The sequence below is a fragment of the Hymenobacter mellowenesis genome (assembly GCF_030581005.1).
Taxonomy (GTDB): domain Bacteria; phylum Bacteroidota; class Bacteroidia; order Cytophagales; family Hymenobacteraceae; genus Hymenobacter; species Hymenobacter mellowenesis.
Window position 1 is genome coordinate 47,519 of the sequence record NZ_JAUQSX010000012.1, and the last position, 19,761, is coordinate 67,279.

The 19,761-nt window shown below is 57.6% G+C and carries 26 protein-coding genes; 14 read left to right on the forward strand and 12 right to left on the reverse strand.

Features of this window, described 5'->3' with window-relative positions; all coding sequences use genetic code 11:
* Window position 1: 1 nt before the first annotated feature.
* Together Q5H92_RS20140 and Q5H92_RS20145 are read left to right on the forward strand one after the other, a co-directional pair.
* Entirely contained in the window at window positions 2-838 is an 837-nt protein-coding gene (locus Q5H92_RS20140) for a RecB family exonuclease (protein WP_305013354.1), read from the forward strand.
* A gap of 142 nt (window positions 839-980) precedes the next feature.
* A complete protein-coding gene (locus Q5H92_RS20145; RefSeq protein ID WP_305013355.1) occupies window positions 981-2,180 on the forward strand; it encodes a DNA cytosine methyltransferase in 1,200 nt (399 codons plus the stop codon).
* A 232-nt stretch (window positions 2,181-2,412) separates the two neighbouring features.
* Here Q5H92_RS20145 and Q5H92_RS20150 read toward each other — a convergent pair whose 3' ends face one another.
* From Q5H92_RS20150 to Q5H92_RS20180, 7 genes are all read right to left on the reverse strand, one after another.
* Window positions 2,413-4,041, reverse strand: a complete 1,629-nt coding sequence (locus Q5H92_RS20150) for a DUF4407 domain-containing protein (protein WP_305013356.1) — start codon at window positions 4,039-4,041, stop codon at window positions 2,413-2,415.
* Between the two features lie 10 nt (window positions 4,042-4,051).
* Window positions 4,052-5,512, reverse strand: a complete 1,461-nt coding sequence (locus Q5H92_RS20155) for a protein kinase domain-containing protein (protein WP_305013357.1) — start codon at window positions 5,510-5,512, stop codon at window positions 4,052-4,054.
* Between the two features lie 46 nt (window positions 5,513-5,558).
* Window positions 5,559-6,476 (reverse strand): PP2C family serine/threonine-protein phosphatase, encoded by a 918-nt coding sequence (locus tag Q5H92_RS20160; protein ID WP_305013358.1) that lies wholly within the window; start codon window positions 6,474-6,476, stop codon window positions 5,559-5,561.
* Between the two features lie 3 nt (window positions 6,477-6,479).
* Entirely contained in the window at window positions 6,480-7,142 is a 663-nt protein-coding gene (locus Q5H92_RS20165; protein ID WP_305013359.1) for a vWA domain-containing protein, read from the reverse strand.
* 332 nt (window positions 7,143-7,474) lie between these two features.
* Window positions 7,475-7,987 (reverse strand): M15 family metallopeptidase, encoded by a 513-nt coding sequence (locus Q5H92_RS20170; RefSeq protein ID WP_305013360.1) that lies wholly within the window; start codon window positions 7,985-7,987, stop codon window positions 7,475-7,477.
* A complete protein-coding gene (locus Q5H92_RS20175) occupies window positions 7,947-8,249 on the reverse strand; it encodes a hypothetical protein (RefSeq protein WP_305013361.1) in 303 nt (100 codons plus the stop codon). The genes Q5H92_RS20170 and Q5H92_RS20175 overlap by 41 nt, the downstream gene beginning before the upstream one ends.
* Window positions 8,250-9,500: 1,251 nt before the next feature.
* Window positions 9,501-9,908 carry an SLOG family protein gene (locus tag Q5H92_RS20180; protein ID WP_305013362.1) on the reverse strand — a complete coding sequence of 136 codons (408 nt, stop codon included), beginning with the start codon at window positions 9,906-9,908 and terminating at the stop codon, window positions 9,501-9,503.
* Window positions 9,909-10,104: 196 nt separating this feature from the next.
* Here Q5H92_RS20180 and Q5H92_RS20185 point away from each other — a divergent pair, with 196 nt between their 5' ends.
* The 10 genes from Q5H92_RS20185 (at window position 10,105) to Q5H92_RS20230 (ending at window position 14,203) form a co-directional block, all read left to right on the forward strand.
* Window positions 10,105-10,563: a hypothetical protein gene (locus Q5H92_RS20185; protein ID WP_305013363.1), complete on the forward strand. Its 459-nt coding sequence runs from the start codon at window positions 10,105-10,107 to the stop codon at window positions 10,561-10,563.
* Window positions 10,553-10,873 (forward strand): hypothetical protein, encoded by a 321-nt coding sequence (locus Q5H92_RS20190; protein ID WP_305013364.1) that lies wholly within the window; start codon window positions 10,553-10,555, stop codon window positions 10,871-10,873. The genes Q5H92_RS20185 and Q5H92_RS20190 overlap by 11 nt, the downstream gene beginning before the upstream one ends.
* 47 nt (window positions 10,874-10,920) lie before the next feature.
* Window positions 10,921-11,175: a hypothetical protein gene (locus tag Q5H92_RS20195; RefSeq protein ID WP_305013365.1), complete on the forward strand. Its 255-nt coding sequence runs from the start codon at window positions 10,921-10,923 to the stop codon at window positions 11,173-11,175.
* 35 nt (window positions 11,176-11,210) lie between these two features.
* Window positions 11,211-11,525 (forward strand): DUF3846 domain-containing protein, encoded by a 315-nt coding sequence (locus tag Q5H92_RS20200; protein WP_305013366.1) that lies wholly within the window; start codon window positions 11,211-11,213, stop codon window positions 11,523-11,525.
* Between the two features lie 46 nt (window positions 11,526-11,571).
* Entirely contained in the window at window positions 11,572-11,727 is a 156-nt protein-coding gene (locus Q5H92_RS20205; protein ID WP_305013367.1) for a hypothetical protein, read from the forward strand.
* Between the two features lie 65 nt (window positions 11,728-11,792).
* Entirely contained in the window at window positions 11,793-12,485 is a 693-nt protein-coding gene (locus Q5H92_RS20210) for a hypothetical protein (protein ID WP_305013368.1), read from the forward strand.
* A 124-nt stretch (window positions 12,486-12,609) separates the two neighbouring features.
* On the forward strand, window positions 12,610-12,858 hold the full coding sequence (locus tag Q5H92_RS20215; protein ID WP_305013369.1) for a hypothetical protein: 249 nt from the start codon (window positions 12,610-12,612) through the stop codon (window positions 12,856-12,858).
* Window positions 12,859-12,897: 39 nt separating this feature from the next.
* Window positions 12,898-13,584, forward strand: coding sequence for a PD-(D/E)XK nuclease-like domain-containing protein (locus Q5H92_RS20220; RefSeq protein ID WP_305013370.1), 687 nt, complete (start codon window positions 12,898-12,900; stop codon window positions 13,582-13,584).
* A gap of 3 nt (window positions 13,585-13,587) precedes the next feature.
* Window positions 13,588-13,902 carry a hypothetical protein gene (locus Q5H92_RS20225; RefSeq protein ID WP_305013371.1) on the forward strand — a complete coding sequence of 105 codons (315 nt, stop codon included), beginning with the start codon at window positions 13,588-13,590 and terminating at the stop codon, window positions 13,900-13,902.
* Window positions 13,903-13,963: 61 nt separating this feature from the next.
* Entirely contained in the window at window positions 13,964-14,203 is a 240-nt protein-coding gene (locus Q5H92_RS20230; protein ID WP_305013372.1) for a hypothetical protein, read from the forward strand.
* Window positions 14,204-14,273: 70 nt separating this feature from the next.
* Here Q5H92_RS20230 and Q5H92_RS20235 read toward each other — a convergent pair whose 3' ends face one another.
* Window positions 14,274-15,440 carry a PDDEXK-like family protein gene (locus Q5H92_RS20235; RefSeq protein ID WP_305013373.1) on the reverse strand — a complete coding sequence of 389 codons (1,167 nt, stop codon included), beginning with the start codon at window positions 15,438-15,440 and terminating at the stop codon, window positions 14,274-14,276.
* Between the two features lie 141 nt (window positions 15,441-15,581).
* Here Q5H92_RS20235 and Q5H92_RS20240 point away from each other — a divergent pair, with 141 nt between their 5' ends.
* The gene (locus tag Q5H92_RS20240; RefSeq protein ID WP_305013374.1) at window positions 15,582-15,947 is read left to right on the forward strand and encodes a hypothetical protein; all 366 of its coding nucleotides are present in this window, start codon (window positions 15,582-15,584) and stop codon (window positions 15,945-15,947) included.
* A gap of 176 nt (window positions 15,948-16,123) precedes the next feature.
* Here Q5H92_RS20240 and Q5H92_RS20245 read toward each other — a convergent pair whose 3' ends face one another.
* The 4 genes from Q5H92_RS20245 to Q5H92_RS20260 form a co-directional block, all read right to left on the reverse strand.
* The gene (locus Q5H92_RS20245; RefSeq protein ID WP_305013375.1) at window positions 16,124-17,278 is read right to left on the reverse strand and encodes a PDDEXK-like family protein; all 1,155 of its coding nucleotides are present in this window, start codon (window positions 17,276-17,278) and stop codon (window positions 16,124-16,126) included.
* 218 nt (window positions 17,279-17,496) lie between these two features.
* Window positions 17,497-17,847 carry a hypothetical protein gene (locus tag Q5H92_RS20250; RefSeq protein WP_305013376.1) on the reverse strand — a complete coding sequence of 117 codons (351 nt, stop codon included), beginning with the start codon at window positions 17,845-17,847 and terminating at the stop codon, window positions 17,497-17,499.
* A 153-nt stretch (window positions 17,848-18,000) separates the two neighbouring features.
* A complete protein-coding gene (locus tag Q5H92_RS20255; protein WP_305013377.1) occupies window positions 18,001-18,747 on the reverse strand; it encodes a hypothetical protein in 747 nt (248 codons plus the stop codon).
* A 60-nt stretch (window positions 18,748-18,807) separates the two neighbouring features.
* Window positions 18,808-19,413 carry a thermonuclease family protein gene (locus Q5H92_RS20260; protein ID WP_305013378.1) on the reverse strand — a complete coding sequence of 202 codons (606 nt, stop codon included), beginning with the start codon at window positions 19,411-19,413 and terminating at the stop codon, window positions 18,808-18,810.
* Between the two features lie 70 nt (window positions 19,414-19,483).
* On the opposite strand from Q5H92_RS20260, the gene Q5H92_RS20265 reads away from it, so the two are divergent.
* Window positions 19,484-19,678 carry a hypothetical protein gene (locus Q5H92_RS20265; RefSeq protein WP_305013379.1) on the forward strand — a complete coding sequence of 65 codons (195 nt, stop codon included), beginning with the start codon at window positions 19,484-19,486 and terminating at the stop codon, window positions 19,676-19,678.
* Window positions 19,679-19,761 lie beyond the last annotated feature (83 nt).

A 19,761-nucleotide genomic window follows, 5' to 3' on the forward strand; every position in this document is an offset into this window, starting at 1 on the left:
CATGTCTCTCACCTTCAGTACGCCAACGAGGCTGTCTCCCAGCCAATACGGCCGGGCATTAGCTTGTCCTTACCAGTTTCTGCTTGCCAAAACGCCGGAGGCTCAAGTACTGGTCGGCACGATGAGTAGTGGCGGCGCTGCGGCGGTGGGCACTATCGTCCACGGGATGCTGGAGCGCGCTGTTACCACCGACCTATCCATACCCACAGCCTTCGAAACTGCCTGGCAACAGCTACTTACCCACCAAGAAGCACGGCTGTTAAAAGACGGCTCTACCCATCTGGTACCCCTGGCCTTCCGAGCCAGGGGCTACGCCGTTACTAAACTGCTTCTGCGCTGGTATTTAGCTAACAAGCCCATGCCTATTCCTGCCCCGAGTGGTACTGGCCTGCCGTTTGGTCCCGAGCAACGACTCACTGACTTGTCTGGCTGCATCAGCGGCATTGCCGACTTTATCCGCCTTGGCACCGACGGCCCGGAAATAGTAGACTATAAAACCGGACCGATTTTCCAACTCAATGCCAATGCAGAAGCCGAAATCAAACCAGCCTATGCCCAGCAACTACAGCTTTATGCAGCGCTGTTCTACGAGCAGGCCGGCTGCTGGCCTACCCGTCTTCTGCTGGTCGATTTAGCCGGTAACGAACACGAAGTCGGCTTTACCGAATCCGCTTGCCTCCAGCTTCTGGATGAAGCCCGCCATCTGCTTGCTCAAATGCAATCGGCTGTCGCTGCTGGTAACCCTGAATCCATGGCGGCTCCTGGCATCGAGCAGTGCCGCTTCTGTCAAGTACGCCCTTTGTGCGGGCCTTTTGAAGCTTGGTCGACACAGATTTGATGCAGTAGTTTTCCTCGAAATCGCTCGCATGCCTATCTAAAATCGTACTTTTAGCACTTCCTGAATCTCGCTCAATACAATCAATTTAGCTGTGTCTGTTATTCCACCCCTACATCTACCTAGTGCCCAGCAGATACCGGTTTTGTCGTTCTTCACGGGCGGCGGCCTGCTTGACATGGGCTTCGAAAAAGCAGGCTTCGACGTTGTCTGGACCAATGAACTGGATGCAGTTTTCGCTTCGCTCTATAGCGCAGGTGTTACTTCTTGGCGGCGCAAACAGAATCCTGATGCTAAAGAGGCTTGCATTTCCCATATAGGCAGTCTACTTGAAATCAGTTCTGCTGAGGTCGCCCGCCAGGCTTTCCCCAATGGCACCCCCGCGCTATTTGGCATCATCGGCGGGCCTCCTTGCCAGGATTTCAGTATCGCCGGCACCCGTCAGGGCATCGAAGGCGAACGAGGAAAAATAACTCCTGCTTACTGCCGCGTTATTAACGAACTGCAACCCGCCTTCTTCGTTTTCGAGAATGTTACCGGCTTGCTGCAAAAAAACCACCGGGCTGAGTTCGACAAATTGCGGGAAACATTTAACAAGAACTACATCACAGATTTCGCTCCGCTCAATGCTCTGGACTATGGCGTACCGCAAAGCCGGGAAAGACTTTTGCTGATTGGTTTGCGTCGGGACTTGGTTCAAGCCCCTCAACTTGGTCTTTTCTCCGATGCTATGCCAATTACTGGCTGGGCTAACTGGAAAAAGGAGCAAAGTCATCCCGGCCTCCGCCAGCAGTTCCAATGGCCAGGAGTTGAAGCCCTGGGAGCTAAGCCCGCTGCTCCAACCAGCCCCCGGCAATTGGAATTATGCGTTACCCAATGCTTGCATACTGAGAACGAAACATCAATACCCAATGCCAGTGACAGATTTAATCTGTATTCGGCTATCCCTGCCAAAACTCCCGAGGGCTTGGTTAATAACCGTTCTTTCAAACGCTTGCACCGCTACCGCTACAGCCCGACGGCCTGCTACGGCAACAATGAAGTCCATTTACATCCATTCGAAAACCGACGCTTATCCGTGCGGGAAGTGCTGCGTATCCAGAGTGTTGACGACAGCTATGTTTTACCCGAAGGCCCTCCTTTGAGTCCGAAGTTCAAGATGATTGGCAACGGGGTGCCTGTTGCCCTTGCTAATGGCGTAGCCCGCACTGTTGTCCGCTTGCTGCATGAATTTTGTGGCATTCGGCAGCTCCCTGTAGGCATTTCTACAAGCTTGGCACGCCCTGCATTACCCACGAATACCATACCATTCCCAGCTCGGGTTAGTGTAGGTGTACTTGCTTAGTAAAAAGGATACATATTTCCCGCTTCCCCTGCTGAACCAGCGGCTAACTGCTTGGCGAACACTTCGCCTATGAGGCCCAGTCTGCATTCATCCTGCTTCTGTAGCTTCTGCTGCGGAGTTATACCAAGTCCGAAAGGCCGTTCTTTAACAGTTCCCAAACAACGGGGCCAGCCAGTCGGGCATCACGCTCGGCCAGCTGGCCCCGTTGTTCGTGGAGACAGTGTAAATGCTTTTACGATGAATGGCTGTTGTTGATATTACTCGCCGGTGATGGTCGCACAGGAAGTGTCACTGAATTTGCATCCGGAGCCGTTGTCGGAGCGTTACTTTTTAGCTTTTTAAGCTCATCCTGATGCCATTGGTCAACCATCTGTTCTGCCAGTTCAATCTGTCGTTTCGCAATCAGTTTTAGTAACCGCTCGTTATTTGACAGTTCAATCTGTTGCTGTTGCTCAATGTTCTTGGTGGCCGTCTCAAACGTCTTATTCTGGCGGGCCTCCACCGTGCGCCGTACTCGCTCATCAGTCTGGTTAATGGCATCAAGCTTACGGTTGATACGCGAGTTGATTTGCGACTTCTCATATTGAGTGCGTACCCATGCGATGTGCTCCGCTAATTCGACCTCTTCGTCATAAGCCCCACGTTTTGAGAATAGCTTAACTAGAATGGGAGCTAGCTCGATGACTAGGAACAGCAACGTAATCAGCCGGCTGGCCCACTCCAAAGCAGAGTCCTTACTCGTTAGTTTGCCCAGCGCCGAGATTTGAGTCATCAGAGGATAAGTACCATTGGACTGACGACCATATGACTTGGTTCTCGCCTGCTTGCTCTGTTGCTGGCGCTCACTGGCGGCTGTATCGGCGGCGGCACGGCGTTTCTTGGCAGCCTGCTGGTCTTTGGCAGCCTGGTCACGCTCCTGATTTAACTGCTGTTGATAGTCGTCAATCAGCTTATCCCGCTTGTCTCTCGTTTTAACTACAAGCGCTTTTTTAGCAGATATATCCCTTGCAAGTCTTTTATTGTCAGCACTTAGAGCGCCAATTGCATTGCGGCCTGCGCGGCTCAGTTCGTTGTGGAAAGTACCGTCACCATTATCAACCTGACGCGTTTCCCTGTTTCTGATAGAGCTAATCCTGCCCGTATTCTTTTGTATCAGGGAGTTGTTCTTTGCGCTTGTGGCCAAATAGTCCGCATTCTGCTGAGCCAAGGTTGATTTTACCGCTTGATACTGCTGGTCTGGCGGTTCCTGGCCTGCACGTTGTGCAATATCCGCCAAGTCTCTGTCCGCCTGGTCAATTCGGCTTGTTGCGCTATTGACACCGGCACCTTTTTCTATAGCCGCGTTTTTGGCTAAACTTTCATTTATTTCTTCTTCATCAATCTCAGTTGCAATACGATTTTCAAAAATCTTTACCTCCAACGGCTTGCTGATAGTGAATGAGATGACTATCGCCACCGCCAGACGCACCAGTAGAAACGGCGTTTCGCCTAGTCCTGCCTTACTGAAGAAGCTAGTGCCCATCGGCGGCTTCCGCATACTGGATACAATGGAACGGTCTAGCACGAATATGACCACCGACCATACCACACCCATGCACAATGCTGCCCATAGCGTGTCGAACACAGCATTTAGGGCGTAGCTCATTGAGATGAATGCCAGCAGTGCCGTTAGCACCACGGTAGCCCCAATGTTACCGTACTTGACATAGTCTGTGGGGCAACGGGCTAATAGCTGCCCGTCGGCTCCGGCACACCACCACAGAAACCGCATACCCAGCGAAGGGCTTTGCTCCAGGTTGGTGTCAGGCAACTGCAACGATGCGTTGGCTACTGTAGAATTTGAGGTAGAATTAGGATTCATGGAATGGATATTAAAACTGCTTCAGCGTGTTGCGCGCCAGTTCGCGTAGTCGGCTGGCCAGTGTGCGGCGCACCAATTTTGTAGTAGGAAGGGTGGGCAGGTTATCCTCCTGGAAGCCAACCAGCCGGTCAAAGTCAAATGGTATCGCTAGGTTGATTGTGGGAAGCCGCGTGAAAAGCGGACTTGGCGAGATAGAAATGGAAAAGGCTGGTGAGGGGACCAACAGCTTGATTTCAGGCACTTCTACTACCTGAACCGGCAGCGTCGTTTCTGTAGTTGTACCAAAGGCATTGGTTGCCGTCAGCTGATAAACACCGGTTTGCTCGGCTACCAGTTTCAGCGACCCGGCCGCCGGATAGATTGAATGCCCGATAATCACTTCAGCCGCCGACTGCACGGCCCAGGTCAGTGTCACCGGCTGTCCCTTAACGGTAAACTGTGGTGTCACTGCGAAGTAGTCTACCGTCGGGGGCACCTGAATTGCTCCCAATACCGTCTGCCACTGCGCGTAGGAGGGCCGCATCGTCGGCCGGCTGAAGCCCTTGTTAATCGCAGATTCCAGCTTGTCCTTTATCGGCGGCGGAATCTGCGTGTCATAGTAGTTCCGGACCTGCGCGTAAAGCCCGGCGTAGGCCGCATTAAAATAGGGGGTAGCCGGGGACGCATCCGGCCACTTACTCGCTGTCGAGTAAGCCTGCATAGCCCGTGCGCTGATTTCTGTTAAGAAAAACAGCGGATGTACCGTAGTGAGCAGGTAGTAGATTCCCACCGCCACCGACCACATATCCGAATAGAAATCCACCTGTATGCGCCGGCCGTGGTTAGACGGGTCGGCCAGCTGGCGCATGATTTCCGGAGCCAGCCAGTCCTGCATCTCCCCGAATGTGCTCGGGCGGTCGTGTTCATTGTCCAGCACGGCCCCGCTGTCATAGTCAATTATGGCGCACTGCGTCGTGGCCAGGTTCACAAACAGCGCCCCGGCCTTGAAATCGGCATGGATATACAACTTCTCGCGCAGCAGGCGGAAGCCCGAAGCCAACTGAAAAGCTAACAGTAGCTTTCGGTCGGCTGATAGTTGCTGGTAGCGGGTCAGCAGCCCTCCGGGCTGGTCGTCGAGGATGTCTTTGAACTCTTCAAAGCCTAGTTCTTTAAGGTTGTTGGCACAGTAGCCACTGACGTTACGCCCCTGATACGTACCCTCAAAGCTGAATTGTGGAGCTCCCAATAGCGCCGGATAAGCGGTGACCAGGTCCGAACCATTGGCCTGTTGCTTCGTGTGCTCGTCGCTCAACCGGTTTTGCAGCCGCTGGATGGTGTTCATCCCCTTTACAGCACTGCCATACCCGTTATCACGGAATAGCTTGACTACCTGCGGTACGGCCAGCGGCTGCCCATTAATCGCCCGGCAGCGATACACCGCCCCAAAACCACCTTCACCCAGCGGCTGGTCATCAATGTCCAGCGTCTGCACAATTGCCAGCTCACTGTTCAGCCCGGTAGTCTGGCCACTACTGATACTAAGCTGTCCCATCCGCCGAAACCTCCTCTGTTGATACTACTGTTTCCGGCTGTTGCGTTTCGCTAATCTTTGGGGCGTAGTAGGCAAGTGCGGTGGGCGTAATGAGCACACCCACCGTACAGTCATCATCAATTAGTTTCTCATTCGCTAAACGGTCGAGATAACGCTCCAGCACTACCTGCAAGTCTGACGCTGATTGTTCAGACTGTTGCAGAAAATCCCCCAGCATCTGATAAAGGATAACCAGTGTCTGGTCACCTGACTGCCAGATGTTGCCTTCGTTGTCCCGGCCCACTTGAACATCGTCGGCTGTATGAATGCCATCGGAGCAGACAATCAGGATATCCCCGGCACCTCGTAAATCCTGCCTAAGTTGTAAGACAGTAGGCACTGCCTGATAGCCTTCTGACACCGGTGCGATATACCTGTTCATTGCGCTTCGGCCATCCTGCGGCACGTTGTGCGGGTTCAGGTAGTTCAACGCATTCCAGGGCAGAATGCGAGTCGCCGGAAACTCGTTGAAGCCGCCGCGTAGGTGTAGTATGGCCCCGTTACCGACGTAGGCTATAGTCAATGTTTCACCATGAGCCGCCGCGCAGAGCAGCGTCGTGCCAAAAGCCTGCTCCTGCTTATGCGTGGAGGGGACATCGGTTAAGTTGGCGAGGGGGCTGGCTTTAAGTTCCCGCTGAACCTCATCGAATGCCTGCTCAAACCATTTGCTTTGGCTTAATTGAGTATCATCGGCTGTGTCCAGCTTTGACTTAAGTGCCTCTGCAGCTAAACGTGAAGCTACTTCAGCCTTGAAAAATGAACCCAGGCCATCTGCTACCACAATGGCATTCGCACTGCTCGCGCAGGCATCCTGATTTACCTGTTTGGACTGACGAGTGGCACAGGCAGTAAGTATATTTCTCACAACCTAAGCAATTACTACACCTGAGGCCCGTGAGATAGACTTTTCGAAGAAGGCCCGTAGTGATTCTGCATCATACACATCCTTGAAGTCCAGCACCGGATTAGATACAATACCCCGTAGCATCGCCTGGCCGGCTGCGTCCCGCTCTCCAATCTTATTAAACAGCGCCGCGCATACAGTTACCCGCGGGTCAGTCTTTATCTGATTAGCCACTTCCAACGTTTGTTGCGGATACTGGCATCCCCCGTCTGAAAGTGTCAGGAGGATGACGCTATGCTTCACACCATCCGCCGGAGCTGTGTTGAGGAACATCTCACCCATCTGCCAAGCCTCCTGCATAGCCATCCCAATGTTGGTGCCGCCACCGTGCCCGGGCATAGGATTGTAATCGTCGTTATCGTCGATTACTGCGGCGGGTGTTATGGGGGTACGAACCTGAGTTTTAGTATCAAATGTGATTACAGCAAATGAAAAATTGTTTTTCATTCTGCTGGCTTTAAAACGGGTGAGTAAATCTCTGACTGCTATATTAACCTCATCTGCTTTCGTAACATTTCCGTTGCCAGACCCTTGCATCGAGCCACTGCCATCGAGAATTAGAATTCCGAGCTGATGAAAACTTTGTGCAACGGCTACTTTACCAATTATTAGGGGTTGGTCAAACATACTGGTTTTAGATAATGGTGGGTGTTTGTTTTTCTGAATCAGTGCTTTGCACATAATCCGTTTTATACAATACAAGTATAAGAACCAGCACCTCATCTTCACCAGATATTCAGTCAAAGCTGATGTAAAACAACGGGGCCAGCCGGTCGGACATCATGCCCGGCCAGCTGGCCCCGTTATTTGTGGTGGTGCAGGAACCGGCTACTTACTGGCCCGGTCGCGATTCTTATCCACGAGCTGCAGAATCACGCTTACCGCAGCGTGCACGAGTATTTGCCAGAGCTTCATCAGTGAAATTGGGTTAAAAGGTGAAAGAAAAAGGGGTTGCGGCGTTAGCCCAGGACCTCAAAATGCGGCCTGTCCTTGAAGTCTCCCGGCCAGTCGCCGCCCCAATGCACCCGCGCATCAGCTGCCTTCATCAGCCGGGCAAACTTGCTCAGCAGCAGCCCCGACCACGATACCGAGCCATCGGCCAGCAGAAATGCCACGTCCAGCGCCGGCGTGGGCACCTTGTTGTGGTTGGATTCGCCCCCGCGCTTGTAGGTCACCACCGGCCCCGGCTTGCTGCGCCCTTGCTTATAAAGCTCATCCTGACGCTCCGGGCTCCGGTAGCACTCCGTGATGATGGGCAGCCCGGCCAGCCGCAGCACCGGGTCACCCATCCACCGACGCAGCGCCTCCGAGTAGGCCGCCGCTAGGCTCGGCACCGCATGCCGCAGCCGTACCGCCTGGCTTTGCATCTGCGCCGGCGTGAGCGAGGGTACCCAACGCCGAGGCGGTAGCGCGGCGCCGGCGGCTGCAGGCTTACTCGGCGACATGGCCAGCATCGGTAGGAGTGGGGTCAACGGCCGCAGGAGCCGGCACAACGGGCGGCGCCACCACCGCACCCACGGCCGGCAGCTTCACCACCGTTTCCGGCTTCTGGAACATCTTGCGCACGGTCGCATAAATCGTCACAATTCCCACCACCACTTGAATCACGACGTGCACGAAGGTTTCAATCTCGTTGGCAGTAGGAGGAGTGAAGGCCGAGGTACCAATTTCCCAGACCGCGCCGGTACTGATTATCTGGCCAATGTGGCCAAGTTTTGAGCTGCTGAATAACATAGCGTAAATAGATGCGCCTATGTTTAGCGCACTTATTTACAATAATACGTAATGTTTTACCTTTTGAGTTGAGATAATCGTGGTGTAAGTAGGATATAACTATTTTGGGTGCATCCCCCTCCGCTCCCTTTGGTCGCTCCGGGGGGCGGGCTGTCCAGGGGTCCGCTTCGCTGCCGTGCTGCGCACCGCTCCCGTTGGTCGCGCCCTTCCCATCCCTTGCACACTTCAGCAGATGCTCAGTGACTCACCAGCAACGGACCGGCAGCGGGTCAGGCAGCGCCCAAAAGCGCCGCCGGCCCCTACCACAGCCCACCGCCCGCGCCGGTCGCGGCTTCGCATCGGGGCTACGGAGCCCTCCGTTCGCTCCCTCTCTCCCGTTGGTCGTTCCATCGCTTACTATGGGCCCTACGCCCCGACGCTCCGCCTCGTCCCGCGCTATACCCGCCCGCCTACTTCCGATTCTGTGACGCTGCAGCACCACCGCCAACGGGGCGTCACGCTTCCCGCTGGTCAGCCAAGCGCCCCTACCAAAGCCACCGCCCCGGCCCGCCTCCCCATGGTCGGCCAGCCTCTCCCCACCCGCCGCCAGACACCAGGATGCCACAGAATCACCGTCAGCGGGGCAGCACGCTTCCCGACGGTCAGCCAGCAGCCCCTACCGCAAACCCTCGCCCGGCCCACCTCATTCCGCGCCGGGCGGCCGGACTGCGCTCCGTGCCTCCGCTTGTCGGCAGCTCGTCGCTCCATTCGGCCGGCCTCTGCCTCCCCATCCAGAAGCATCCAGACGCCAGCCCACCGCGCCGGCCCAGGTTGCCAATGCGCAAGGTCAGCGCCTCCCGTTGGTCGGCACCTCTCATGCGCGGCCCCCTGGCCGTACCCCACGCACGCATGAAAGCCAGATGGAGTAGCATCTGATTCGACGGTAGCAAGGCCAGGGCGCGGCTTGATGCTACACAGGCAGCTTCGGCGGCCCCAGCGGCCCCTGGCTGAATTAGGTGCCCTTCGGGCCGGTGCTCAACGGGGCGTCCCCCGCACCCCCGTAATATGCTCCGTTCCACTCTGCATTGCCTCGGGCTCCGCAGCCGGAAGCCGGCCGCTACGCCCTCATAGGGTGCCCTTCGGGCGTATGGTGCGGCTACGCGCGCACCGGGGGCCTCACGGCCGGCCCCCGCTCCCCCTGGCCAGGGGCATTTAGTGTTTGTTGGGTCGGGGCAGGTGTGGCCACCGCCGCCAACTCCGGCGGTGCAGGCCTCACAGCCCCAGCCCGCCCGGCACTGGCCCCGCGCCGGGTGCCGGCGCTGCCAGCCACTCGCAGCGCCGGCCCAGGGCCGCAGCGGCACGGGCGGCGCTCAGCGTGCCCCGGCTTTGGCCATCCCACACCACCAGCACTAGGTTGGCCGCGGCCACTATTTCCCGGTTGCGCACATGGGGCGCGGCCACGCCGTGGGCGGCATAGTCCGGCCGCAGCACGCGCAGGCGCACACCGTTGGCCCGCGCCCATTCGGCGGCCAGGGTATCAGGGCCGGCCGCACCGCCACTCACCACCTGGTCAGGGGCCAGTTCGCACAGCCGCGCCAGCAGCGCGGGGCATGCCGCTACGCCCCGGCTGCCTACTACCGCCACCACTAGCCCACTGCCGCTGTTTTGCACTTTTATCATACTGCAAGTTACGCATTATTAGCGCACTTATGTGTAAAATGTGGATAACTATTGTTATCAATTAGTGCATCAATAGCGCATGTTTAGCGTATATTTGTATAGTAGTCGGGGGAGAGGCCCCCGGCGTTTTGCGCCGGCGACGCGCGCAGGGCCCGGCCCGCGCCGCAACGCATTTCACACCTAACCCTTACAGGTCATGTTTACCCATTTCCAATTCGCAGAGCTGGCCGCCGCCGCTTGGTGTGGTCCCGCACTTCATTCCGCTGGCGTGCACGTCAGCATCACCGGCAGCGTCGCGCACACGCAGTACGGGGTTCACTATTTCGTTGCGCAGGCCGGCACCGAGCATGGTTGGGTATCTTTTCACGCCAATGGGCTCACCTGCCCCTTCGCAGCCATTGCCGCCGCCGTGGCCCACTATGCGCAGTTTGCCAAAGAGCAGGCCGCCGGGGTGCTCATGCTGGCCGAGGCCGCCGAGGGCCACGCCGCCCGCGTGTTGTCAGCGGCTGAGCAGGCATTTAGTGGGGTCCAGCTCCCGGCTGAGGAAGCCGCCTCCGAAATTATATGCGTCGTGTGCGAGGAAGGGCGCGACACGCTGGGCCAGTGCCGGTGCTGCTATTCTCCCGCTCCCCAGTTGGTGGCTCATGCTGCTTAGCCCATGCGCCCCGGCCGCTCCCGCAGTGGGGGCGGCCACCACGCTGGCCCCGGCCCAGCTCACGCCCTACGAGGTGCTGGCCCGCGCGCAGTCGGTCAAATACTACGCCGACCGGGCCCTGTGGGAAATCCGGGATAATGACTTTGGCCCCGGTCGCTTCCGCAAGCTCTTAGCTGCTGCCCGCCACCGTCAGGTCGCCCGCGCCGCTTATGCCGCTGCCGCCGCTGCCTATCATGCCACGCCCAGGGCCGCCGCCGAAAGAGCCGTCCGCGCCGCATACGCCGCCAAATACGGCACCCCCATTCAGTAGTCACCGGCCCGCGCCCCCTTCGTGCGGGCCACTTCTGCCCCCTCACCATGCCCGCTTGCCTTGCTCCCAGCTTTCAGCAGGTTGCCGCCGCCTGCTTTCCCTTGCCCGGCTGCTCGGTGAGCGGCTACGCCTTCGCCCAGGGCACCCGCTACAACATCACCATTTACACCCCCGTCGGCGCGGGCTGCCCCAGCCAGTACCACGGCACCGGCCGCAGCTGCTATGAGGCGCTGGCCGCCGCCGTGCAGCTTTTCCACGCCAGCGCCCACGCCTACCCCGGCACCGTGGGCCACGTCCGCTGATAGCCGGCTTTTCAATCATCTAAAACGCTTTCCCGATGCCCAGCACCGCTACAAACTATCAACCCCATTTGCTCGACCCGCACAGCGCCCAACCGCAGCCGGTCAGCCCCGCCAATGGCAAGAGCTTCAAGCTGCCCGAGCTATACGCCATGCTTGACTGCCAGACCGTCGACGTGGTACGCCTCACGCCTGAACTGATTCTGATAATCGACGACGAAGGCAAGTTCCGCCATCCGGCCTACCTCAATCTGCTGGCTACTTACCTCTGGCACCAGCACGAGCCCGCCGCCCGAGGCGTCGACTGCATCGTGGGCCGGGCCATCCTCTGCCACGACAAGCAATTCCGCTAACCCACCGGGGCCGGCTTTTGCTGGCCCCGCTTTCCCCTCAATTCGCGTGAAATCCAAGCTATTCCAGGCCTACGGCTACGAGAAGGAAAGCCGCTCCAAAGTCGCTGTGCTCCTAACCGAACGGGCCGCCAACCTCACCAAAGCGAAGGCCCTTTTCCGCAAATACTACGTGCTGACGTCGCCCGTCACGCTGGCCCGCTAATCCAAAAACGGCGTAGGGGCCGGCCGACAACTGGCCCCGCTTTTTTACTCCCAACCACCGCCCACATGGCAACTCCCAAAACCGCTGCCGCAGGTGCCGCCGAAGTCGCGCCCGCTGCAATTCTCACCACCCCGCCGCCCTCCCGCGCCTACCTCACGACCACCGTGGACGAGGCCAGCGGCGAGGTCACCGAAACCAGCCGCTTCCGTTACCTGGCCGGCCACCCGCGCCAGATTCGTTTCGACGCAAAGGCCGGCCAGTTCAACATCGGCGGCGTTACCCCGCTCGGCAACTCGCTGGAATTTGTGCCCCTGGCCTGGCGCATTTTCTCCGACAATATCCTGAACATGGGCCGCAAGACCTGGGCCGAATTGTTCTTTGTCGATGCCAAGGGGGCCGTTTGCGCCGTGCTTTTCCACGGCTACAGCGTCGAAAACCTGTACCGCCTCATCGAGCCGCTTTTCTACGACGACCTGACCCTGGCCGATGTGAAGGTGAAAATCAGCGCCGAGAAGAAGCAGACCATCAAGGACGAGAAAACGGCCACCTACTACATCGCCCAATTCAGCTACACGCCCGCCGACCCGGCCGAGGTGCAGGCCCTGCGCGAGTTCGCCGAGGACTTCCCCATCTGGCGCGAAGAAACCTACACCGGCCTGGCCGAAATCAAGACCAGCGCCGGCTACACCGTGCCCCAGGCCGAGGACCAGCCCGCGTTGCTAGAAGCCGCCGAAGCTACGCCGGCCGCTGCTGCCTAACCACCGGACGGGGCCAGCACCGCCACAACTGGCCCCGTCCCAATCGGTGGCACCCTTCGACGACACCGCCAGAGCTAACGGGCCACCGCCCGCCTCAATCCCTCACCGCTTCATTTCCACTCTCATGCTGCAACTCCCCGAGCTCCGCCAGGAGCAAGCCCCGAACTCTCCCGAGGAAGCCGCCCGCCTGCTTGAGCTGGCCCAGCTGCTGGCCACCACCGCCCCGCTGGCCGACGTGCGCGACCTCGCCCCCGATGTGCGCCAGCTGTTTCCCGAGCCGGCTTACCAGGTCGGCTGCGGGGGCTCCCACATCTGGCTGCACCGCGCCGACGAGGGCCAGCGCCTAGCCTGCATCATCGACCGCCACCAGTAGCCCATTCCTCATTCTTCATTCCCAATTCCTCATTGCCCCATGTTCACCAACCATCACCACCACGCTGGCCTGACGCAGGAAGCCCACCGCGCCCTGCCTTTCGTGTCAAACACCGACCTGACCGAAGCCAAAAACCGCGCCCTCGGCATCACCCGCCAGCCCAACCCGCAGGCCCTGGCGTTCGGCAGCCACTTCCACACGGCGGTACTGGAACCCGACCAGTACCAGCGTACCACCCAGCGCGTCCCGTGGGCCCAGATTGAGGACTTGGCCGCCGCCGTGCGCCGCCAGCGCTTCTGCCGCGACCTGCTTTACCGGGGCCAAGCCGAGCAGAGCCACACCGCCACCCACGAGGCCACCGGCCTCACCGTGAAAGTGCGCCCCGACCTGATGATAACCAGTCCCAAAACGGGCCGCCGTGTAATAGTTGACTTCAAAACCACGAGCGCCCAAGACTACGCCCACTTCGTCGCTACCATCGAGCAGTACGACTACGACCGCCAGGCCGCTCTATACTCCGATGTGCTGAGCGCGGCCCGCTTTATCATCATCGGCGTACAGAAAAAGAGCCCGTTCGAGGTCTGGCAGTTTGAGGTAACGCCGGCTCCCGGCCTCATTGAGCAAGGCCGCAAAAAGTACGAGCGGCTGCTGAAACTGTGCGCTCAGCAGGCCCGGCCCATCGAGCCGGCCATAGCTCCCTGCCAATACCCGCGCATTGCCGCCTAGCCCATGAGCACGCAGTTAGTTCTAATTGCCGACGAGCGCGGCTTCACCGTGCAGCAGAGTACTACCCACGAAACCCAGGCCGGTGCCCTGGCCCATTTCACCGACGTGCTGGCCAGCCTGCATTTCGAACACCACGCTACAACCACCGCCACGTCTGGCCACGCGCTCACTCCTCACCAACCAGCAGCCACCGAACTGCCGCACCGGTGGGAGGGACCAGGGCACCAGGGCCAGCCGATACCATCGGAAACCGCCAGCAGTGCTGATGCTGCGCTTCTACTGCCGCGCTACCCACCGAGAGAGGAGCCGCCATTCTAATGCCTGACTCCGGCCCCGCCGCGCACCGTTTACTTTTGCCACCAGCTTTCTAAATCACCCGATGAGCAACACTCCGTCACCCTACGCAGCCATCCGCCATTGCGACATCTACCGCGCTAAGGATGCCCAATATTATGCCCGCCTTGAAACGGCCATTGGCAGCGAGGTGCTACTGAACTACGGCCCCTTCGAAACCGCCGCCACGGCACTTGCATGGCTCCAGACCAATCACGCCATCGGCGACAACTTTTTCCTCGATGATTCCGGCCGGCGTTCTGTCCCAACCGACTTGCAGCCGTGAAATGCTGGCCGGCAAGCTGCCAATACAAAAGCGCCTCAACGTGCCGCTAAGCAGTTGAGGCACTTTTGTTTTATGCGATAATTTTAAGGCTGTCTGCCAGGGCTTTGAACTCTTCGAAATACGGCATTGCCTCACGAATCTTCTCCGCAAAAAGCCGTTTGCGGGCCTCGTCATTTGTGGCAGCTGCATACAGCTCATCGGGTGACAGGCTATCGATGTGCAAAACATCCATCACTTTCCATCCTAGCCACGAATCCCACCCAACCCAGGATTTCTGACGCTTGATTTTGGAAATGCCCAAAGCCAGCGCTAGCAATGGCTGCAACGCGACCTCATCGGGAACATTAACATCTTCGCCATCTTTCACCACTTGGTAACCGTAGATGTTCCACTGCTGCCTGAAATAAATTTCATATTCTGGCAGGGGTGACAGATTCTGTTTAAACTGGCGTTTCCACTCCGCCTCGAATTTATCAGTCAACGAGTTGACGAACTCTTGGCGTGTTTCAGCGAATACAGACTGCAAAGCCGCAGCACTCACAAAATTGTCTTGGCTGCCCTGAAGCAGGTGCTTCATTTCTTCTTTCATAAAATCGCTGGGCGTGTTGCCGGTGAGGTAGTTTATCAGGTGTTGGTACTGGACAATGGTTTCTCTGACCAATGGGTAAGCAACCGCTACCTGCCGACACTTTTCCAGCCAACTCGAAACATCTTCTTTGTAAGATATTATTTGGTATTGGTCGCTGGTAAGACCGCCTTTACTCCATTCGGGCGCATCCTTGCCATCCAGGGTCAAATAGAGCAGCCGGGCATGGTTTCTATGTGCCTTATAGCGGACCAATTGGTTTTGTTGGTCGCCGGCGTAAATCTTGTTTTCGATGAAGATGTATTCGCCCCCGGATTCAAGATACAAGTCAATGCGCCCACCTTGCAGGTAGTCAGCGGTGATGCGGCCGATATCGTGTTCCACCACGAGATGGGCCGCCGCCGTGTTGAATTCGGGGGGCTTCTTCGCTTCCGGTGGTAGCTTCTGATTTATCGCTTCCACAAACAGCCTTAAAAAGGCGTCTTTCAAACCGTGACTACCCGCCGGGTTCAGCAACTCGCCCAGAAATCCTGAGTGCATCTGCACCTCCCTGCTTTCCAGGCCCAGGATACGGAACACGTTAAAATTCTCTCCGCTCAGAAGCGCAAGTTTCTGCTGCGTTCGGCGCAGGGATGAAACCTGTGATAACATTCCGGCTAATGACATAGGGACTCAGTGAGCCGTATTTGATGTGGCCGGCTGTCACAAAGATGCTTTGGTACCACGACAATTAATGTCGCTTGTTGAAAGAAAGCCTAAAGGGTTTCCTCGGGCCACTATATTCAGGCCATCATGCGCAAACTAACCTTGAATATTAACCCCCAGGCAGGAGCCCCGGAAGAAACGAACGCCCGCGCTGAGCAGGTTGCTGAGCTGCTTAACCTGTGGGCCGGGCTGGACGCTGCAAGTCTGACGGACGAGGCGCAGGCGCTGCAGCCGCTACTCGCCGGCAATGCAAGGTTTGTAATTTCCCTGGCGCTACAGTACCAGAAGCAAGGCGGCAGTCAGGAAGTATTGGTCAAAGCCGCGCACGAGGCATTAATAAAATTGCTGAACCAGTACGCGGGCCACCCCGAAAAGCTCGATAAACTATTGCCTGTCGCGCTTCGAAATGCTATGGTTACCGTTGTTCAGCTGTCAAACGACCAGCAAGTCTGAGCTGATACAAAAAGGCTGGCCCCCATAAAGGGGGCCGGCATAAGGAGCGCCACCCCGCCGGTGGGCTTATGCAGCGCATTAGCGTTCGATACCTTAACAACGGTGGAACTGCTACCACGAGGACGAGCTACAAGCCGCCTGACTCAACATATCAGGAAACAGGCGGTAACGTAATTCTAATTCAGAGTACCAATGCTCACACGGAGTAAAGCAGCATCGTTGACAGCCTGTTCAATCATCGAATCAATTAGCGCGGTACGCTTTGATGAATCAGCTAAATCAAACAGCTCTAGCATGCTCGGTTTATCAGGATTCCGAATATTTGGAAAGGAACTCCAGACCGCATCCGCGTGGCTGACTATTAGCCTGGGGTTCGACTCCGTAGCTTTTTGAGTAAACAGGTCCAACGTTTCAAGAGGTACTTTGTCACCATCCGTCAACGGCCCTATCGAAAATGAATAGTAGATGTCGCTAAGGGCATCGTCCTTCTCATAAGATATGCTAATAGGGTAAATGCCAAGATGACAAACTGTTTCATCTAATTTTTCGGCCCATACACTATTAAATTGCTCCCAAAACAGCTTAGGCACTTCCTGCGCCAACTCCTCCACCAACTGCTTGCAGTACCAAGCACTTTCGAAGCTGGCAAAATCGCCCAGCAGCATTTGTTTCGTTTCTTCCTTCATGAAATCGCTGGTGTTCTTACCGATGAGGTCGTTGATTAAATGGCTGTATTGCAGGATGGTTTCCCGCACGAAAGGGTGCGCCGCCGCAGCCTGATGGCAACGGCCCAGCCACTGCGTGATGTCGTCGCGGTAGGAGAGCTGATGGTAATGCTTCCCTGCCTGCATATCATCATTCGCCGCTGCATACTCGTCACCTTTCAAGGTCAGGTATAGCAGCTTGGCCTTGGGTTTGTGCTTGTGGTAGCGCAAGAGCTGGTTGCGCTGGTCGATGGCATAAATCTTATTCTCGATGAACAGGTATTGGTCCTTCGACTCCAAATAGATATCAATTCGCCCACCCTGCAGGTAATCGGCATCAATCTGGCCAATGTACTTTTCTACTATCAACTTAGCGCTGTCCGTATCGAATTCTGGAAATCCAATCTGCTCAATAAAGAGCTTTAGAAAGATGTCCTTCATTCCATGGCTGCCAGCTGGATTAAGAAGCTCCCCCAGAAAAGCAGAGTGGGTCCGTACTTCTTTTGATTCCAGCTTCAGAATGCGAAACACGTTGAAGTTTTCGCCGCTCAATTGCGTAATCTTTCGCTGCGTCCGTGCTATTGCTGAAACCTGGTTCAGCATTCTTTTAAGTACCAGTACATCCATAAAATGCAGCCTTGGGAGTAGAAGGGAAGCAAAGATGAATGGTGCTGGCGACAAAGCGTGACGTTTGTTGAGAATACAATGCTTTTCTTTTCTGGCAGCTCTGGAATGCGACCACCAGACAAGAAAAAAGGCCGGCCCCCAATAAAAGGAACCGGCCAGTCGGCAAGGTTTCAGCCGCCGCAGCTACTCCGGAAGCAGCTGCGCCTTGTTAGTTATGGCTACATCGACGGCGAGGCCGGAATGATGGGCGTACCCGCCACCAGCTCACCGAACAGCGCATTATCCGGCAGCGCCTGCCCACCGTTGCCGTCCGGCACTTGGTTGAAGATAACCAGTTCCTCGCCGGGCGTGCTCTGGGCCAGCTCATCCACCAGCGCCCCTTTCACACCGCCATCGTGCAGGGCCTTTGTCAGCAGGGTGTAGGTGCTCACGTCCACGTCGTAGAGCTGGTTCAGCGCATTCATCTGCGCGGCGGCGTCCTCGGCCGCCCCAATGGAGTCGGCCAGCAGTTGCGAGTAGCGCCGGGCCTTGGCATCGGCCTTGGCGCGGAGCTTAATAGCGCGCTTCATGCGCCGCTTAAATTGAGTTTGATAGGCCGTCAGTGCCATAGTGTTTATAGATGAAGAATTAGAAATGAAGAATGAGGAATTAGCAATGGTTGCGCTGGTTATTCCAGTCACAATTCTTCGTCCCTAATTCCTCATTCTTAATTGCCAGCCGGCTTAGGCCACGTACTCAATGGCCAGGGGGTTCGTGCTGTTGTTGTTCAGCGGGTAGAACTTGCCATTAATCTGCTGGTAGAAGTTGATGCCGACCACGCCCACCACTAGCGAGGCCGCGGCCGGAGCCGCCGGGAAGGTGGCCACCACCGTCTGATTCACCAGCGGCGCGCCATTCAGCGGCAGAATGCCCAGCGGAGCCGCCACCACGCCGTTGGTGTAGTTCAGCGCCTCCATGTCCAGTTCCGAAGCCGCAAACACCACCTCGAAGTGCGTAGCGCCCTGCGGAGCCGCCACATCCGTGGCCGGATTCAGCGCCGGAATGCTCATCGTCACATCAGCGCCGGCACCCGTCACCTCGTAGGGGAAGTACATGGTCTGGCCGATGCCGGCCCCCGCGTTGAAGTTAAAGCCGAGCAGCGGAGCCGAGTTCGAAGCGTCGAACACGCGCTGGCCCCGGTCGTTGGTGTCGTCGAGGCCAATAATCTCGCGCATCTTCTGCGTGAGGCGCGAAGCCACGCGGCTGTCGCTGGCCGCCGAAATGGCCACGCGCAGCGAGTCGCGGAGCAACTTGCTGTACTTGGCCGACAAGCCAAATTCAGCCGCGTTTTCGCGGGTACGGGCCATGCTGGCCGAGCCGGCGAAGGCCGCTTTGTTGGAGGCGGGTTTTTGACGGACGGTGCCGTTTTTAGAGAACACAAGGCCGCCTACCGTGCCTTGCAGTCCCAGAATGCCAGTTTGAGAGGCCATGAGAAAAGGGGAATAAAAAGTGAGATAAAGAACCCGGCTGCTTTCACTTGCGCGGCTTTGTTACCAGGTGCAGCCAACCCGGTAGCGCCGCTTGATTTCTGCATTGAAGGACCGCCACAGCTTGGGCGGTATGGCTTGGCTCACGCCGCATTTCCACAGCCCGCGCCCGGCCCGCTGCGCGGCCACTTGCTGTTGCGCCCGCCCGGCCACCGTCCGGCTCGGGTCGTAAGCCCAGGCCCACCCGCGCACCACCAGCAGCGAATCCAGTGGCACGGCGCGTCCCGCCGCGGCCACCGTCGACACCGGCAGCAGCACCGCCCCCAGCGTCCGGCCGTACAGGTCCATTCCGGCACGCGCCACCAACACCACCCGCCCCGGAGCCAGCAGCCGTGCCACCGAATCCGTTGCCTGTAGCCCGAACGCCTGGTCATGCTCCGGCGCATCCACGCCCAGCAGCCGCAACCGGTAAGAGCTGGAGCCCGAGAGCACGATGTAAGTGTCCCCGTCGATGACGCGCACCACCCGGGCCGCCTCAGCGGCAGCCGCGGCGCGCACGGTCAGCGAAGAAGCCGGAAAGTCATCGGACCGGCTGCCAATGCAGCCGCCCGCCAACACCCCCGCCAGCGCCAGCCCACTAACCCTCGAAATAATCCGTTTGCACAACATGGGCCGAACCTACGGCCCGGTTTTAGCGGTTGTATCTTAGCCTGCCACTTTTACCCAAAACCCTCCCATTATGCCCCAGGTCTGCATCTGCCCGAAGGAGGCAGCCCAGCTTACCGGCACCAAATACAGCACGGCCAAGGTCCTGCTCCAACGCATCCGTAAGCACTTCGACAAGCCCGCCCGCGCCTACGTATCAGTGACCGAGTTCTGCCAGTTCACCCACCTTCCCGAGGAGGAAGTTTCGCGCGCGCTGAACCGTAACTAAAGCATAGTTGCAGTATGGATGAAGTATGCCCGCAGTAGTACTGCGAGCTGTTTAGCCCCAATCTGCATTTCTGGCTGCTAGAG